This window comes from Sphingobacterium faecium (assembly GCF_003054045.1).
Taxonomy (GTDB): domain Bacteria; phylum Bacteroidota; class Bacteroidia; order Sphingobacteriales; family Sphingobacteriaceae; genus Sphingobacterium; species Sphingobacterium faecium.
In genome coordinates this window covers 91,555-107,882 of the sequence record NZ_QBKH01000001.1, presented here as the reverse complement: position 1 = coordinate 107,882, position 16,328 = coordinate 91,555, and the positions used below count along the sequence as shown (strand labels likewise).

Here is a 16,328-nt window from a genome sequence, read left to right as displayed (position 1 = left end):
TCTAAGTTATAATTTTAGCAAAATAATAAAAAGATATCGAATTAATGAATTCCGTGCATCATTTTCTTGATACCCGAACTACACAAAACTAAAATAATAGCAAATATAAAAGAAACAACGGTAAACATCCCAAAGAAATAAGACATCGAGTGTGTTGCTGTAATATTATCTATGTAAGAGCCTATAAAACCTCCTATAAAATTGGCGATGGCATTTCCACAATACCAGATGCCAAATAGAAGTCCTATTACTTTTTGAGGAGATAATTTACTGACATAAGATAGCCCAACGGGTGATAAACAAAGTTCACCAACGGTCTGTAAAAAATAAGCCAGTACCAGCCAAATCATACTAACAGATGCTGTTTTTGCTCCCGGAGGTATAGCTAAACTTCCATAGGATAATGCGGCAAAACTTAAACCAACAATTGCCAAACCCAATGCTAGCTTAATGGGACCTGAAGGATTCCATACCTTTTCCCAAATACGACTAAAAGAAGTTGCTAAAGTGATGATAAAAAAGGAATTCAACATAGGAAACCAAGATACAGTAACTTCGGAACTTAGAGAATTAAATTCTCGATATAATTTCCAACCGCAAAGCACCCAGATGATCGCGAATGACAGTCCTGAGCAGATGACAATAAGGGGATACTTAAACCAGATTTTTTTTGCTAACGCAAACAAAACTGCCGATACAACAAGAATTGGAAAAACAGTCAAAGCTGCATCGACCCATTTAAAAATAACTGCAGTTTGGCCTTCTAAAATACGTTGTGTATAATTCTTTGCAAAAATAGTCATCGAACCTCCAGCCTGTTCAAAAGCCAAGTGAAAGATGATGCTTGCAAACATGAAAATACCGATCACAATTAATCTGTCGCGAGTAACATGTGCTGGTGTTGTTACCTCACTATTATCCTTTACTTCTTTTATTTCCTTCTCTTTAGTAGACTGTGGAGTATCACCGATAATGCCAAATATTTTTTGAGCGAAGAAAAATTGCAACATGCCCAAGAACATAAAAATACCTGCTAAACCAAATCCAAAATGCCAACCCACCTTTTCTCCGATATATCCACAAAGCATCATTCCTAAAAACGCTCCGCCATTAATACCCATATAAAAAATGGTATAACCGGCATCTTTCTTACTACTGGAATCTGGATAGAGCTTTCCAACCATGGAGGCAATATTGGGTTTAAACATACCATTGCCCAGAATCATCAAAATCAATCCAAGGAAGAAAAAATTAGCATGAATTCCTTCCAAAGCCATAGCAGCGTGGCCAGCTGTCATGGTTAGCGCACCAATTAAAATTGCTTTTTTATAACCCAACAGACGGTCTGCAATTACTCCTCCAATCAGTGGTGTTAAAAATACAAAACCCGTATAAAGTCCATACAACTTCATCGCTTCTTCATTACTCCACCCCCATCCTCCATTTACAATTTCGCTAATCAGAAAAATTGTTAATAAGGCACGCATGCCATAATAACTGAAACGTTCCCACATCTCAGTAAAAAATAAGACAAATAGACCGGCAGGATGTCCTTTTACTAAAATATTATCGACTTGCAGTTGCTCCAAATGTGAAACAAGGGCTTCATCTTTTAATTGACTCATAGGTATGGTTTGTTTTTTTATTGATTGTTTTTAAAGGTGTCGCAAAATACTAATTTAATTCAGTTGCTGAATTAAATTAGTATTTTATTGGCTTAAATTTCGCTATTAATTATCACATATCAGATCTGTGAATATTTCATTTGATAATCGGTAAACCTCAACTTATACTAGATGGTATATCTTTAGATAACGATTGGATTCATTGAATATCTAAAAAGTCTAATGAATATAGGGCGAAAATAATGATAACAAAAAAGGGGAGATCAATCATTGATCTCCCCTTTCTAATATATAGATATTGATCGTAAAATTTAATACCAAAATTACGATATCATTCTTAAATCGTTGGACGTAAACGCTCTAATAATTTTTTTGTTGCAAAAATTCCTTCTTCTTCGCTAAGCTTACTTCCTTCGTATTCAATACCGATGTAACCTTTAAATTTAGCATCTTTTACAATTTTAAGCATACGTGCATAATCGATCTGAGTCTCATTACCATTAACATCAAAATCATGTGTTTTAGCACTCACTCCTTTAGCATAAGGCATTAAATCTGCTACTCCCTGATAACGATCGTACTCATAAAAATTACCTAAATCTGGTAAACTTCCACAATTTTTCTTACCGACAGTTTTTAAAGTATCTGCCAACCAATCACCATGAGATGAAATCCCACCATGGTTTTCAACGATAATACTAATCTTTGATTTTTTACCATAATCGGCTAATGTTGAAAGACTTTCAACCACTGCCTTTTTCACTTCCTCAGGAGTTCCTTTACCAGCAGCATTTACGCGTATCGCATGACATCCTAAAAAGTTAGCCGCATCTATCCATTTATAATGATTTTCTACTGCTTGCTTACGTTTGGTTGCATCTTCATCTCCTAGATTTCCTTCACCATCGATCATAATTAAAACGTTGCGAACTCCGTTATCTTTCGCACGATTATTTAGATCTTTCAAATACGTCATATCTTTCGCTTTATCTTTGAAAAAGGCATTCACGTATTCTACACCATAAATTCCGAATTTTTTAGCTGCTAGTTCTGGAAAATCTATATTTTTCAGATCTCCCTTAAAAAGTGTTTTATGCAATGACCATTCAGCCAATGAAATATCAAACCAGTTCTTAGGAGCAGCCAGCAAATCTAGGCTCGGCATTAACGCTACTCCTGCAGCAGTTAAACCCAAATTTTTGAGAAAATCTCTTCTTGAATTCATAATTTTAGTATTTAGTTTAAGTTCTTTTAAATATTACCCCAGCCAGTTGTCAACACATCAACCAAATGAATAGTTTTGATAGGCAATTTATATTGGTCGATATAAGCCTGTAACTGTAACAAACAAGAGGCATCTGTCGAAATGATATAATCCGCACGCATATCAAGAGCATTTCTCACTTTTTGCTCTGCCATTGCCGATGATATTCCTTCAAATTTAACAGAAAATGTTCCTCCAAAGCCGCAGCAAACTTCACTATCCTTGACTTCGACCATTTCCAAGCCAAGTACTTTACTCAATAGATGCCTTGGCTCTTCTTTGATTTTACATTCACGTAATGCTGAACATGCATCATGATAAACTGCGATTCCTTCCAATTCTGCTCCAAAATAATCTTTCTTTACTACATTGACTAAGAAATCAGAAATTTCAAATATATTTTTCTGAATCGATCGACAATGCGACTGCTCTATGGAACCTGTGAACAAATCATTATAACTATGTTTGACCATCCCCGTACATGACGCTGATGGAGAAACTATATAATGATCTGCACTAAAATCCTTTAAAAACTTTTGCCCAACTATCGTTGCTTCATCCCAAAAACCAGCATTATAAGCCGGTTGGCCACAACACGTTTGCTCAGCATTATAAGTAACTTCACATCCTGCTTTCTCTAACAATCGTATGGTATTAAAAGCCGTTTCCGGATACAACTGATCAATAAAACAAGGAACAAAAAGTTCAACTTTCATATCGTATATTCTTAAATTTAAATTTAGGATTTATTGTACCGCAATAGACGAACTAATAGTAACAATCCAATTATAAAAAATAAAGATAAGGATAATGCCGAATATCTGATATTATGTGTGATTTGTTCTATCATTGCGAATGAAAATAATCCCACAACAATGGCTATTTTTTCTGTCACGTCATAAAAGGAGAAAAATGCGGTCGTATCCTGTATATCTTCAGGAATTAACTTTGAAAATGTAGATCTTGAAAGTGATTGAATGCCACCCATTACCAAGCCAACTAATGCCGCTAATATGTAAAACTGAATCTCTGTTGTTAAAAAATAAGCTGAAATACAGATACTGATCCAAATCACAACGACTAACATCAATACTTTAACATTTCCAATACGAGCTGAAATAGCTGACATGATGAATGCTCCAGCTATCGCAACAAGTTGAATCAACAGGATGGTTCCTATTAATTTAGTGGCACCCAAATGTAGTACTTTCTCTCCAAATGCAGACGCTACGATCATTAGAGTCTGCACACCTATGCTATAAAAGAAAAATGCAGGTAAAAATTTTTTTATTTCTGGAATTTGTTGAATATGTCTCCAAACAGAAGTAATTTCAGCTTTTACTTTCTCAACTAAAGATAAGCCTTCTCCTTTTCTTGTTGCAGGAATATGGGGAAGATATTTAAATGGAATAAGTGAAAATCCTAACCACCAAACTCCAACCATTAAAAATGAAATCCTTGCGGGCAAAGAAGGGTCTGATATGCCAAACCATTCCGGCTTCAATACAACAATGAAACACAAAATCTGCAACGTCACACATCCGACATAACCATATGAAAAACCTTGCGCACTCACTTTATCTTGCTGATCAACAGAAGCAATAAGAGGTAAATATGAATTATTAAAGAGAACACCACCAATATACCCCATAGCAGCTATCACAAAACAAATAATACCGATTTCTAATGTTTCTAATTTAAAGAAGAATAGTCCCATACAAGCAATAGCTCCTGCCGTAGTAAAAAATTTCATAATTTGTTTTTTCTTTCCGTTAGCATCTGCATAGGAAGAAATAAACGGCAGGGTCAATGCCATGACCAGATAAGCAACGGCCAAAGCAAAATTTGATAAGGCTGTATTGACAAACTCAATACCAAAGAAACGTACCACGTCACCATGTTCTTTTGTATTAGTAATTGTAGTATAATAAACAGGAAAAATCGTCGAAGTAATGACCAGATTATAGGCTGAATTAGCCCAATCAAACATCGCCCATGAACGAATTAGTTTTTTATTATTTTTTTGGATGACAGACATACTTATGGTTTAGTTGATAAAAATAATGATTAACCCGTATAAACTGAAATATTAATAATTTTGTCTGATGTAGGTCATGATATTGACCATTTCTTTTCTAATATTACTTCCATTTTCATCAATAAAATTGTTATTTAGAAAAGAAAATGCTAATCTTTTACCTGATCTTGTAATTAAATAGCCGCTCTGACAATATACAGAAGTGATCGTACCTGTCTTTGCAAATATAAAAGGAACACCAAGATCTTTACTATATGCTCTTTTTAATGTCCCATCGACACCACCAGCTGAAAATAGTTTAAATCTTTTCGTTTCATCAGGAATTTTATTCTTTATTGCAACTAGAACATCTACCATACTTTGGGGGCTTATTTTATTATAGGATGATAGTCCGGATCCATCATGGAATACAGTCTCATCAGAATAATATTTATAATAGTTATCCTGCATCCATTTTCGAACTAAATAGGTATCAAATTTTTTAAAGTTCTGAAGAGATGCCATCATTAAAATTTGTTCTGCAAGATAGTTGTCACTTGGTAACATCATCTCACGTAAAACATAATTTGTAGCATTAGAATATAGTGTTTTTACCTCTGTGGGCTTATTATAATCAATGATTTGAATATTTTTATTTAGCGTATCAGACAATAATTTAACCGCCAAATCATCCGAGTATTTAAATGGGATTTCATTCACATAATTGGCAGGAATATTTTCTCGAGATTGTAAAAATTCATTTTCAGTAAATGATCGACTCAATGCAAATTGACCTTTGTCAAGCATGGGTTGTATGGTTTGCTTATCTTGAAAATAAGCTGGAACGATGCTCATTTTATTATTTCCCGTCGCTCTAAACGTTACCACATTTCCATAAATAGGCCATGTGGCAATCTCAGGTTGATAATATGCATCAAAATCATCCATAGACCACCCAGCAGCAAAAAATCGATTTCGCATCGGACTTGGAACATAGAATAGTTTTTTATCTGTTTTCTTTAGAAAATTATAAACGATGTGAGAGTCCATTTTACTATGTAAAAATGTCGGATCACCTGTTCCCCAAAATAAAAGAGAGTCACCTTTTTCTACATATTGCAATCCTGGAATAGAATCACCCAATAACTCTAAAGCGGCATAAAGTGTGAACACCTTTGTATTGGAAGCTGGTGTAAAATGCTTGTGCCCATTGATATCGACAACAAATCGATTACTATCCAAATCGTATAAGGAAAATCCAAAAAAGTGATCGTTAAGTATTGAGGATTGCTGTAGTTTAGTATAAACGTCATTATATTGTTGGGCAAAAGAACTAAAACTATATGTACCTACAGCTAGAAAAAAAAGTATCTTCTTTAAAAATTTCATCAGCGTAAAACTACGAAAATTGATATATAAAATTGATTTAACATCTTTTAATCAATTTAAAAAGAGTTGAAGTCTGCTGCAATCTATATTTTGACAACTATAATACGTGATGATCATAAATTAATGATCGAAAGATGACGACATCGTGATGCCATAACCAACAAAAAAGAGATCCGCTGGTTTTAAAGCCTTCAAATTAGTATTAATGAAAACTTACAGTCAATCAATAAATATAAAGCAAAAGGTGCTTATATTTGTTCTTAATGGATGTAAGCAATTTATTAGAAAGAGCCTTAAGATTTGAGTTTTTAACCAAAGATGAAGGTATATATTTATATCATCATGCAGCCACAGCTGATTTAAGCTATGTTGCAAATGAGTTACGTAAAATACAAGTACCTCATGGTAAGGTTACTTGGCAAATAGATCGTAATGTAAATACAACAAATGTTTGTATTGCAAACTGTAAATTTTGTAATTTCTTTCGTAGACCTGGTCATGATGAGAGTTATATTACAGATATCGAAACCTATAAGCAAAAGATTGAAGAGACCTTTATGTATGGTGGAGATCAATTATTGTTACAAGGGGGGCACCATCCCGACCTAGGATTAACATTTTATGCTGATCTATTTAAACAATTGAAAGAACTATACCCGACATTAAAGTTACATTCTTTAGGCCCACCAGAAATTGCGCATGTTGCTAAATTAGAAAACATGTCACATATTGAGGTTTTAAAAGCATTGAAAGAAGCGGGTTTAGACTCCTTACCCGGAGCTGGGGCTGAAATTTTAAATGATCGTGTTAGACGCCTGATATCTAAAGGTAAATGTGGTGGTAAAGAATGGTTAGATGTGATGCGCGCTGCCCATCAAATTAATCTACCAACTTCAGCAACGATGATGTTTGGTCATATTGAAACGATTGAAGAACGTTTTGAACATCTGGTTTGGATCAGGGAGGTACAGGCAGAAAAGCCTGAAGGGCATTTTGGTTTTGTCGCATTTATTCCTTGGCCATTTCAAGATGATGGCACTTTATTAAAAAGGTTAAGAGGAATTACTAATGATGTAACTGGAGAAGAATATATTCGTATGATCGCCTTAAGTAGAATTATGCTTCCAAATATCAAAAACATTCAAGCTTCATGGTTGACTGTAGGAAAGAGAACAGCTCAATTATGTCTACATGCTGGAGCTAATGATTTTGGATCGATTATGATTGAGGAGAATGTTGTTTCTGCTGCTGGAGCTCCACATAGATTTACAGCAAATTCTATTCAAAAGGCTATACAAGAAGCTGGTTTTGAACCTCAACTAAGAACACAGCGTTACGAATTCCGTGAACTTCCTGAGCATATGGTTGAACAAGTTATCAATTATTAATCCGTGAAAGATATTATTCGTAATATAGAGGCTATTATATATGCCTCGGAAGATGGTGTCACTTTACAGGATATCAAACATGTTCTGCAAGAGGCATTAGCTATTGAGATTTCTAAAGATGAATTACAAAGCTTTATTGATAAAATAATCAATAAGCATCAAAGTGAAGACGAAGTATTGGAATTGAAGATTATTAATAATACTTTTCAATTTTTGACAAAATCATCTTATCATGAAACGATCAATCAATTACAGTTACATCGTGATAAGAAAAAGTTAAGCCAAGCTGCATTAGAAACACTCGCAATTATAGCTTATAGACAACCGATTACAAAGCTTGAAATAGAGCAAATTAGAGGTGTTAGTTGTGATTATTCCATTCAACGTCTTTTAGAGAAAAAGTTAATTCAAATTACTGGAAAATCTGACACTATTGGAAAACCACTTCTGTATAGCACAAGTGCGCAATTCATGAATCATTTTGGCATCAATGGTGTTCGGGATCTGCCACAACTGAAAGATATTGTTACTGTTGAAAATGAAATCGGCGAGGTGGCTGAATAGTTTCAATAGTCATTTTTTTCATCATTAACAAATTATCAAATTACACTAATAATCAACATTTTACGTCAATTATTTTTTTTCAAAAAAAGTTTAAACTTCGAATTTTGTTATATAATTTTACAATATTAAATAAGCAAAAATAAAGTATAATTTTATGAACACGGCAATGATGAAAAGTGAATCTATGCATGCAGTAGATGAAGAGAAATTTGGTTCATTCAATGGACCTGATGATGATTCTGATGACATCTTAGAAGATGACTTTAATTTAGAAGACATTGATCCTATTGGTGGATTTGACGATTTCGGGGACGAAGACGACTTTTAATCTAAATCAATCACGCTATCTATAGAAAACAAATTAAGTTGTCAATTAGAAGAAAGTAAAAAGGCTTGCAGATAATCTGCAAGCCTTTCTTTTATTCATTCCCAAAATTGAATAAAATCTATTTCTTATGTAACTGCTCGTAAAGATCAATTACTTTCTTTTGCAATTCAATCACTTCTGTTTCACGTACTTGCAATTTCTTAGTTAATTCTGCCAATTCATTTACAGCTTCTTTATCTTCTTCCATATCTGAAGTTGATAAAAGTTGAACTACTGACAAATTAAATAATTTTGAAATCTGATTTAAACGAGAAAGATTAACATCTGTAATCCCCGTCTCAATTTTTGAAAAAGCTGGAATCGAGATATCTAATCTCTTCGCAACATCTTCTTGACTCCACCCTTTTTGGTGTCTCAATAACCTAATTTTTTTTCCTAATGCATTCATTTGGTAGATATTTTTTATTTACAAAACAAATATAAAATAAAAAAATCTTTAATCAAAGCGTTAACGCAATTTTATTAATAATTCTTAAAAAAATGATCCGCTAGCTCTGTCAAATTAACCCCACTGTAATTGCCAGAGCTCATCAGCAATAAATTATTGCCTTTTGATTTAAAATTCTCAAGGAACTTGTATAGGTCTCCTAAGTTAGTCACAATATCCAAATCCGATCGGTTAAAGGCATTTCGAATATCCTCCAACAGATGCGTAGTACACTTATTAACTTCCTTGATTGATTCCATATTGACAAACACAACAGGAAGATCGGCTTCATTCATCGTGTCCTTATACTGACTCACAAACTTTTCATCTAAGCTATCATAGGCATTTAGTTCGATGATGGCAACTAACTTCTGACTTGGAAATTGTTCTTTAATAGCATGAATACTTGCCTTAAGTTTTTTCGGTGTATGAGCAAAATCTTGGTATACTACAGAACCTTCGAAACTAGATACAAATTCCAAATAACGAATAGAACTTTTAAATGTTTTTATTGTTTCAAAGAAATCTTCCTTTTTTATACCAAGCCATTCACATACTGTATAAGCGCCAGCGATATTAGAAAGATTATGCTTACCAAATATTTGCAAAGGAACATCCCCTTTGGCTGATTTTATAGAAGTTACCCCTTTATTAATGGCATATTCAGGAATTTGATATCCGTGTCGATTAATTTTACATGATTTAGTATCAGCAATAATCTTCTGCAGATATTTATCTTCCTTATTATAGATTAAAGTTCCTTTTGCCTCTATCGTATTAATAAAATCTTCAAATTGCTTTAAGTAATGATCAAAAGTGATTGTAGTACTATACTCATTCCAATTAATACCGCTAATCAAGGCAATATTGGGTTTGTAAAACATAAATTTAGACTTACTGCTCAAACTAGAAGCTACATTTTCATCGCCCTCTATTAAGATAATTTTATTTGTTTTTGTTATCTCAATCAAGTTATCAAAACCTTCAAGCTGTGCCCCAACTAAATAATCAAAAGGTCTATTGAGATTTTTCAAAACATGCATGACCATACTCATGATAGTCGTTTTGCCGTAACTACCCGCTATGACTACCCGCGTTTTATCTTGAGAAAGCTCTTGAATAAATTCTGGAAATGAATAAATTTTAAGACCCAATTCCTGAGCTTTTATCAATTCAGGATTATTGATAAGAGCATGAGCACCTAAAATAACGGCATCGATATCGTCGGTAATTTTTTCTTCAAACCATCCCAATTGCTCTGGAAGTAATCCCGCATCAATTAGATGGCTACGAGAAGGCTCTACAATTTGATCATCCGACCCAGAAATCTGATGGCCCTGCCTCTCTAAAGAGATCGCAAGGTTATGCATGATACTTCCACCTATCGCAATAAAATGTATGCGCATATGATTAATTTACTTTCACAAATTTTGCCGAGCACCAATTGTCTAGTACCTGATTAGAAACGAACTCCAATCCAAGTCCTTCTGCACGGGTTTTCAAAATTGATAAATCTTCTCCTTCAAAAAAACCACTAATATATAATTCTCCTTTTGATCGTAGAGATTTACTGTATTGTGGAAATTGTTCCATTAATATATTACGATTAATGTTAGCTAAAATGGTATCAAACTGACGATCTACGATCGTTTCATAAGATCCTAATTTTGATTCTATATTAGTAATATTATTTAACAGCTTATTCTCCTCCACACTATCTACACAGACATCATCAAAATCTACTGCAAATATCTGTTTTGCATCTTTTTGAGAAGCTAAAATCGCTAATATACCTGTTCCACACCCCATATCTAACACTTCCTTACCTTGAAAATCATTTTCCAAAATATAACGAAGCATCATCGTCGTAGTCTGGTGATGACCAGTACCAAAAGACATCTTAGGATCTATTACAATTTCATAAGGAATCTCAGGTTTGGTATCGTGAAAAGTTGCTCTAACATAACACTGATCATCGATTAAAATTGGGCTAAAATTACTTTCCCATAGTTTATTCCAATTTTGATCTTCAATATCGACCACCTCGTACTCAACTTCAAAACCATCTTGTTGCATTAAAACAGTTTCCAAAGCTTGAAGATCAAGGTTTGCAGTTGGAATAAAGGCTGCAAACCCTGATTTGGTATGTTCAAAAGTATCAAAACCTATATCAGCTAGTTCGGCAATAAACAGATCCTGTTGCCACTCTTCCCCTACTTTTCTTGTAAATATTACCTCACTATATTTCATAATAGATTCTTACTTATTAAAGACTTTTACAATATCCAAGAAATCTCTTGACTTAAGAGATGCACCTCCGATCAATCCCCCATCAATATCAGCTTGTGCAAATAATTCACCTGCATTTTTAGGATTGCAACTACCTCCATATAAAATACTCGTTTCATCTGCTACAGATTGATCATATTGCGCTGCTACAGTAGCACGAATAAAAGCATGTACTTCTTGAGCTTGTTCTGGAGAAGCGGTCAAGCCAGTACCAATAGCCCATACTGGTTCATAAGCTAATATAACCTGTGCAAACTCTTCTTTCGATAGATGGAACACAGCTTCTTCCAATTGTGTTTTTATTACGTCAAAAAACTTACCTGATTCTCTTTCTTCTTTTGTTTCACCGATACAAAAAATAGGCAATAGACCATGCTTTAATGCCGCATCCACTTTTTCACTTAATAACGCATTTGTCTCTCCGAAATAAGCTCTACGTTCGGAATGCCCTAAAATGACATATTCAACACCAATAGATTTAATTTGGCTTGCAGAAATTTCGCCTGTATACGCTCCTGATTCAGCTTGGTGAATGTTTTGAGCACCAACAGCAACATGTGATGCTGTTTTTGCTAATTGCGCAATACTATGTAAATGAATAAATGGACTGCAAACAACTACTTGTTGATCACCAACAATTTCATCCTTAGCCATATTCACTACCTCAGAGAATAAACTCACCCCATCTTGGTAATCCAAATTCATTTTCCAATTCCCTGCTACAATTTTCTTACGCATAATACTTTAGTTTTTAAATGTTGATTGATTAATTTCTATAATTCTTTCAATTAGCTTCTTGTCTAATTTTCTATTTTTTGATAAAAATACAACTTCTAAATCAGAAACAAACTTTTGAAGTTGATAAGTCCCTTTCCCTTCGTTATATAACCAAGTAAATGAAGATACAAATTTAGGATAAAAACCGGTTATCGACAACATACACCCCATACCAATAACAGTCCCTGTATTAAACATCGATTGAATACCGGTACGAGTAAAATCTCCCATGAATAAGCCACACTTCATTAATCCGGTATCACGCAATGAATCAGACATATAATCATATAATTTGACTGAAGACAAGTTGTTTTTGAGATTTGAATTTGTTGTTCCAGCACCTAAATTACACCAGTCTCCGACGACTGAACAACCTAAGTATCCATAATGCCCCTTTGCACTAAAGTCTCCTATACTTGAGTTCGAGATTTCTCCTCCTACCACAGCATAATCCCCAATAGAGACATTACTATAAATAGTCGCTCCCATTTTTACAACAGCATTTTTACCAATATACAAAGGACCTCTTAAATTAGAACCTTCCATAATAACAGCGCCATCATCTATATAAATCGGACCCATCTTGGTATTTAAGGTAACACAATCCATGTCCACTGACTCACCAATGAACAATTGATCTCCCAAAACCGTATTTGTATTTGAGTACAACCCTGATGTTTTTTGCTGTATTAAGATTCCAAATTCACGTATGATTTCAGATCCAATTGTTAAATACAAATCCTCAATAAATTTTAACTGTACAACATCTTGATCAAACAATATTTTCTCTACCTTAGCTTTGCAGGGTTGATCAAAATCAGCTCTCAATGCGAGTAAGTCATTATCTGATTGCAAATATTGTCCTTTTGACAAAGAAATTAATTTTTTAACAAAGGATTCAGTAGGAATAATATTTACAGAAACGAAGAAGAGTTCCTGAGCTTCATATGACCATGAAGCAATTTGTTCATCAAGGGGTATTTTACTTGCCAGGGAATCGTACAAGACTACAGCATCTAATGCATGTACCCATTTTTCAAACAGCGGTAATATGCCGACACGTAACGAAGCAGTAGATTTGATACTCGTAAATGGCCATAAAGAATCAGGGTTAAATAGATTCCCCAATCCATTAAAACATTGCAGATAACTAGACTGCGTCGATTGATCAAATAACACAACTATCACCTTATAAAAATAACAAAAAAAACTCGATAATGAATATTATCGAGTTTTAATATTGTGATACCCTTAGGATAACAAAAATTATTTTTTGTTATAACGGCTACGGAATTTATCAATACGACCAGCCGTATCAACCAATTTCATTTTACCAGTATAGAAAGGGTGTGAAGTATGAGAAATCTCTAATTTCACAACTGGATATTCAATACCATCTTCCCAAGTGATCGTCTCTTTTGTATCAACACATGATTTTGTGATGAAAGAATAGTCATTTGACATATCTTTAAACACAACTAATCTGTAATTTGAAGGATGCAAATCTTTTTTCATTTTTATCTTATGATTACGTATATTCAATAATTGAGGTGCAAAGATAATTTATTAAAACCTTATTTGCAAGAATATTCCGTAACAAATATTCAAGGTAAGTGATTTATTTTTTATCCTTCACGCCTAATGCAAAGATAGGCAATTTTAAGATTAAAAAAGATAAAATTTATTCCTTATTTAAGGAATATTGTTTAATTTAATGATCAATTATAAAAATCAATTTAATAACCCCCTATTATGAGCAAATTAGATGAAAAAATCGCTGCATATATGGCAGAAGCAAAAAAATTAAAATTGCCCTTGGAAAATTCTCTCATTGAGTCTGTTACAAAAGGACTTGGTCCTTCTATTTATAAAGCTGATGCAGAAACAATCGCTTCCTCAGATCCTGAAGAAATTAAAAGATTGAAAACTAATTTTTTGATCAAAAAATTAGGTCTCACCGATGATGCAAAACTCGACACAGCTATCGAAGAAGTTTTCACTCAAATTGGCAAATCAAATCGTAATAAATACCGAGTACTGGTATATGCTATGCTCGTTAAGAAATTTAAAAAAGAAAGTGTATACAAATAAATTCAAAATTAAGAGTCATCCAACCCTTATTCAAAAACTAATTCACCAAAAAATTCTGGTAAATGAAAATTAGGAGTTGGATGATTTATTTTATTCCAAGATAAAAAGTGAGGTTTTGGTAAATGATCTCCACACTTATAAAAATTAGCAAAAATTAGATTTTCTTTCAAAAAAGCAGGAGTCACTTCACTATGAACAAAAGCATTAAATGGAATATATTGAATCAAATTCCATTTCGAGCCCAATTTGCCACGCTCTATACACGTAAACACTTCGACTTGATTTATCTGTTCCTCTGTTAACCTCGAGCGCTCTGCTTTAATATTGGTACCATAACCGATCAATCCAGCTCCTATAGGATTAAACTCAAAGTTATAGTAGTGCTCCTTATTATCAAAAGAAATAAAAAACTCCACACAGCTATCCTCCCAAATGTGGTCATTGTGCAAGTAATATTGTGCCTTTATAACTTCTTCTTCTATTTCATATTGGATGATTATTGCATTTTGATCATATGCTAGCCTAAATTTTGCTTGAGGCACATACGGATAATCACCGCTCCAATTCGCAATGGCGATTTCATTCCAAGAAATTGCAGATAGTACTTTATCTAAAGACTGATATCCCTTTAATTCTTCAATTCCAAGATCAACTGACGATATAATGATTGAATTTGTCATATACAATAATACTAAATTTAAACAGAGCGCGCGCATTGGTTGAACGACGAGCTCAACCGTTAATTATTAATCTTGTAAAACTGAGCTAATAGCTGATTTCAGTTCTTCTTCTTGTCGTTCCATTTCCTCAACCAATTTAAATTGCGTTTTTGTTCTTACTAAATTATGATCATTATATTTTGTTTTAAAATAATGATCTCCTTCAAGATAATCTGTTAAAAAACGCACCCCTTGCATATAAGGTAATAAAAATACCCCTTCTAATAAAGAGTGAACTTCCACATCGGTCAAAAACTCCTTTGCTTCATTAAGATAGCCCTCCGCATAGGCCGCGTATAAAGGAATATTTAAAACAATCTTAGATAAATCTTTTTCATCCTCTTCAACTGGGTTAATTATCGTTCGTATGGCATCACCAAAATCATATGCGACGTAACCAGGCATTACTGTATCCAAATCAATGACACACTGCGCCTGATCATTTTGATCCAGTAGTACATTGTTAAATTTAGTATCATTATGAGTAATACGCAAGGGCAGCTTTCCTTGAGCGGCTAGATTAAGAATTGTTTTCATACGATCTTCTCGTGACGAGATAAAATCTAAAATATCAGACACTTCTTTAACCCGATTGTGAGCATCTGCAGCAATTGCACGATTCAAATTGTCCAAACGAAATTGAATATTATGAAAATTAGGTAATACCTCAACAATCTGAGATGCATCTAAATCCGCTAATTGCAACTGAAATTGACCAAAAGCTTTTCCACCCTCTGATGCTTGAACTGTCGTCTCCACAACATCATAGCTTTTGGTGTCATCGATAAGAATAAACATGCGCCAATAATTGCCATCATCATCCAGATGATATAGATCATTTGATTTTGTTGGAATTATTGTTAACACCCTCGATTCTTGGACCTCTGGTGGTAAATGTGCAATTTTTGTTTTTAAATGATCTGTTACATGCTTAATATTAAGCATAAGACCATCTACATTTTGGAAAATATAATGATTGATCCTTTGTAATAAAAAGGATTTACCATGTGTATTTTTTGTTGTTACACGATATGTATCGTTGATATGTCCTGAACCAAAAGCATCTACACTAATGATATCCTCACTTAAAGAAAACGCAGCTGCAGCTTTCAGACCATTTATTTGATTCGAATTTGACATTAAAAATTATACTAACTATAAATAATTAAGTTTTTAACTGGATTGCAATATCCCAAATAGTTGTGAAAAGTTCTAATAAAATATTAACACAAACGATTGTTCTTTTTTTTCATTTTAGACAAACGTTTGCACATTAAGTTTATATTTCCAATTTTATATATTTGTTTAATAGCGAATTAAGTTATATCAAACTAAACTCACATGTTATTAAAAAAGGGTACTTAATACCCTCATTATAAAAGAACAAAAA

General features: G+C 33.5%; 17 protein-coding genes. 4 read left to right on the top strand and 13 right to left on the bottom strand.

The window, feature by feature from the left end; translation table 11 throughout:
* Positions 1 to 41: 41 nt before the first annotated feature.
* The 5 genes from C8N37_RS00500 to C8N37_RS00480 all read right to left on the bottom strand — a co-directional run bounded on the left by C8N37_RS00500 (position 42) and on the right by C8N37_RS00480 (position 6,295).
* Positions 42 to 1,625: a peptide MFS transporter gene (locus C8N37_RS00500; RefSeq protein WP_108157063.1), complete on the bottom strand. Its 1,584-nt coding sequence runs from the start codon at positions 1,623 to 1,625 to the stop codon at positions 42 to 44.
* A 337-nt stretch (positions 1,626 to 1,962) separates the two neighbouring features.
* On the bottom strand, positions 1,963 to 2,850 hold the full coding sequence (locus C8N37_RS00495) for a sugar phosphate isomerase/epimerase family protein (RefSeq protein WP_108157062.1): 888 nt from the start codon (positions 2,848 to 2,850) through the stop codon (positions 1,963 to 1,965).
* Between the two features lie 26 nt (positions 2,851 to 2,876).
* Positions 2,877 to 3,605 carry a (Fe-S)-binding protein gene (locus C8N37_RS00490; protein ID WP_108157061.1) on the bottom strand — a complete coding sequence of 243 codons (729 nt, stop codon included), beginning with the start codon at positions 3,603 to 3,605 and terminating at the stop codon, positions 2,877 to 2,879.
* Positions 3,606 to 3,628: 23 nt separating this feature from the next.
* Positions 3,629 to 4,927 (bottom strand): MFS transporter, encoded by a 1,299-nt coding sequence (locus C8N37_RS00485; RefSeq protein WP_108157060.1) that lies wholly within the window; start codon positions 4,925 to 4,927, stop codon positions 3,629 to 3,631.
* Between the two features lie 51 nt (positions 4,928 to 4,978).
* A complete protein-coding gene (locus C8N37_RS00480) occupies positions 4,979 to 6,295 on the bottom strand; it encodes a D-alanyl-D-alanine carboxypeptidase (protein ID WP_108157059.1) in 1,317 nt (438 codons plus the stop codon).
* Between the two features lie 263 nt (positions 6,296 to 6,558).
* On the opposite strand from C8N37_RS00480, the gene C8N37_RS00475 reads away from it, so the two are divergent.
* The 3 genes from C8N37_RS00475 (at position 6,559) to C8N37_RS22700 (ending at position 8,575) form a co-directional block, all read left to right on the top strand.
* Positions 6,559 to 7,683 (top strand): CofH family radical SAM protein, encoded by a 1,125-nt coding sequence (locus C8N37_RS00475; protein WP_108157058.1) that lies wholly within the window; start codon positions 6,559 to 6,561, stop codon positions 7,681 to 7,683.
* 3 nt (positions 7,684 to 7,686) lie between these two features.
* Positions 7,687 to 8,247, top strand: a complete 561-nt coding sequence (scpB, locus tag C8N37_RS00470) for an SMC-Scp complex subunit ScpB (RefSeq protein ID WP_108157057.1) — start codon at positions 7,687 to 7,689, stop codon at positions 8,245 to 8,247.
* Between the two features lie 154 nt (positions 8,248 to 8,401).
* A complete protein-coding gene (locus C8N37_RS22700) occupies positions 8,402 to 8,575 on the top strand; it encodes a hypothetical protein (protein ID WP_153197523.1) in 174 nt (57 codons plus the stop codon).
* 118 nt (positions 8,576 to 8,693) lie between these two features.
* On the opposite strand, the gene C8N37_RS00465 is transcribed toward C8N37_RS22700, so the two are convergent.
* The 6 genes from C8N37_RS00465 to C8N37_RS00440 all read right to left on the bottom strand — a co-directional run bounded on the left by C8N37_RS00465 (position 8,694) and on the right by C8N37_RS00440 (position 13,643).
* The gene (locus tag C8N37_RS00465; protein WP_045753225.1) at positions 8,694 to 9,023 is read right to left on the bottom strand and encodes a helix-turn-helix domain-containing protein; all 330 of its coding nucleotides are present in this window, start codon (positions 9,021 to 9,023) and stop codon (positions 8,694 to 8,696) included.
* 74 nt (positions 9,024 to 9,097) lie between these two features.
* On the bottom strand, positions 9,098 to 10,468 hold the full coding sequence (locus C8N37_RS00460; protein WP_108157056.1) for a Mur ligase family protein: 1,371 nt from the start codon (positions 10,466 to 10,468) through the stop codon (positions 9,098 to 9,100).
* 4 nt (positions 10,469 to 10,472) lie between these two features.
* Positions 10,473 to 11,312 (bottom strand): 50S ribosomal protein L11 methyltransferase, encoded by an 840-nt coding sequence (gene prmA, locus C8N37_RS00455; RefSeq protein ID WP_108157055.1) that lies wholly within the window; start codon positions 11,310 to 11,312, stop codon positions 10,473 to 10,475.
* Between the two features lie 9 nt (positions 11,313 to 11,321).
* Entirely contained in the window at positions 11,322 to 12,089 is a 768-nt protein-coding gene (gene tpiA / locus C8N37_RS00450) for a triose-phosphate isomerase (RefSeq protein ID WP_108157054.1), read from the bottom strand.
* 6 nt (positions 12,090 to 12,095) lie between these two features.
* Positions 12,096 to 13,316, bottom strand: coding sequence for a putative sugar nucleotidyl transferase (locus C8N37_RS00445; protein ID WP_108157053.1), 1,221 nt, complete (start codon positions 13,314 to 13,316; stop codon positions 12,096 to 12,098).
* Between the two features lie 78 nt (positions 13,317 to 13,394).
* On the bottom strand, positions 13,395 to 13,643 hold the full coding sequence (locus C8N37_RS00440) for a type B 50S ribosomal protein L31 (protein ID WP_084405389.1): 249 nt from the start codon (positions 13,641 to 13,643) through the stop codon (positions 13,395 to 13,397).
* Between the two features lie 237 nt (positions 13,644 to 13,880).
* Between C8N37_RS00440 and C8N37_RS00435 the strand changes: the two genes are divergently transcribed.
* Entirely contained in the window at positions 13,881 to 14,219 is a 339-nt protein-coding gene (locus C8N37_RS00435; RefSeq protein WP_108157052.1) for a DUF2853 family protein, read from the top strand.
* Positions 14,220 to 14,245: 26 nt separating this feature from the next.
* On the opposite strand, the gene C8N37_RS00430 is transcribed toward C8N37_RS00435, so the two are convergent.
* Positions 14,246 to 14,899, bottom strand: coding sequence for a carbohydrate-binding family 9-like protein (locus C8N37_RS00430; RefSeq protein ID WP_170114443.1), 654 nt, complete (start codon positions 14,897 to 14,899; stop codon positions 14,246 to 14,248).
* Between the two features lie 66 nt (positions 14,900 to 14,965).
* Entirely contained in the window at positions 14,966 to 16,078 is a 1,113-nt protein-coding gene (locus tag C8N37_RS00425) for a phosphotransferase enzyme family protein (protein ID WP_108157050.1), read from the bottom strand.
* Positions 16,079 to 16,328: the final 250 nt, after the last annotated feature.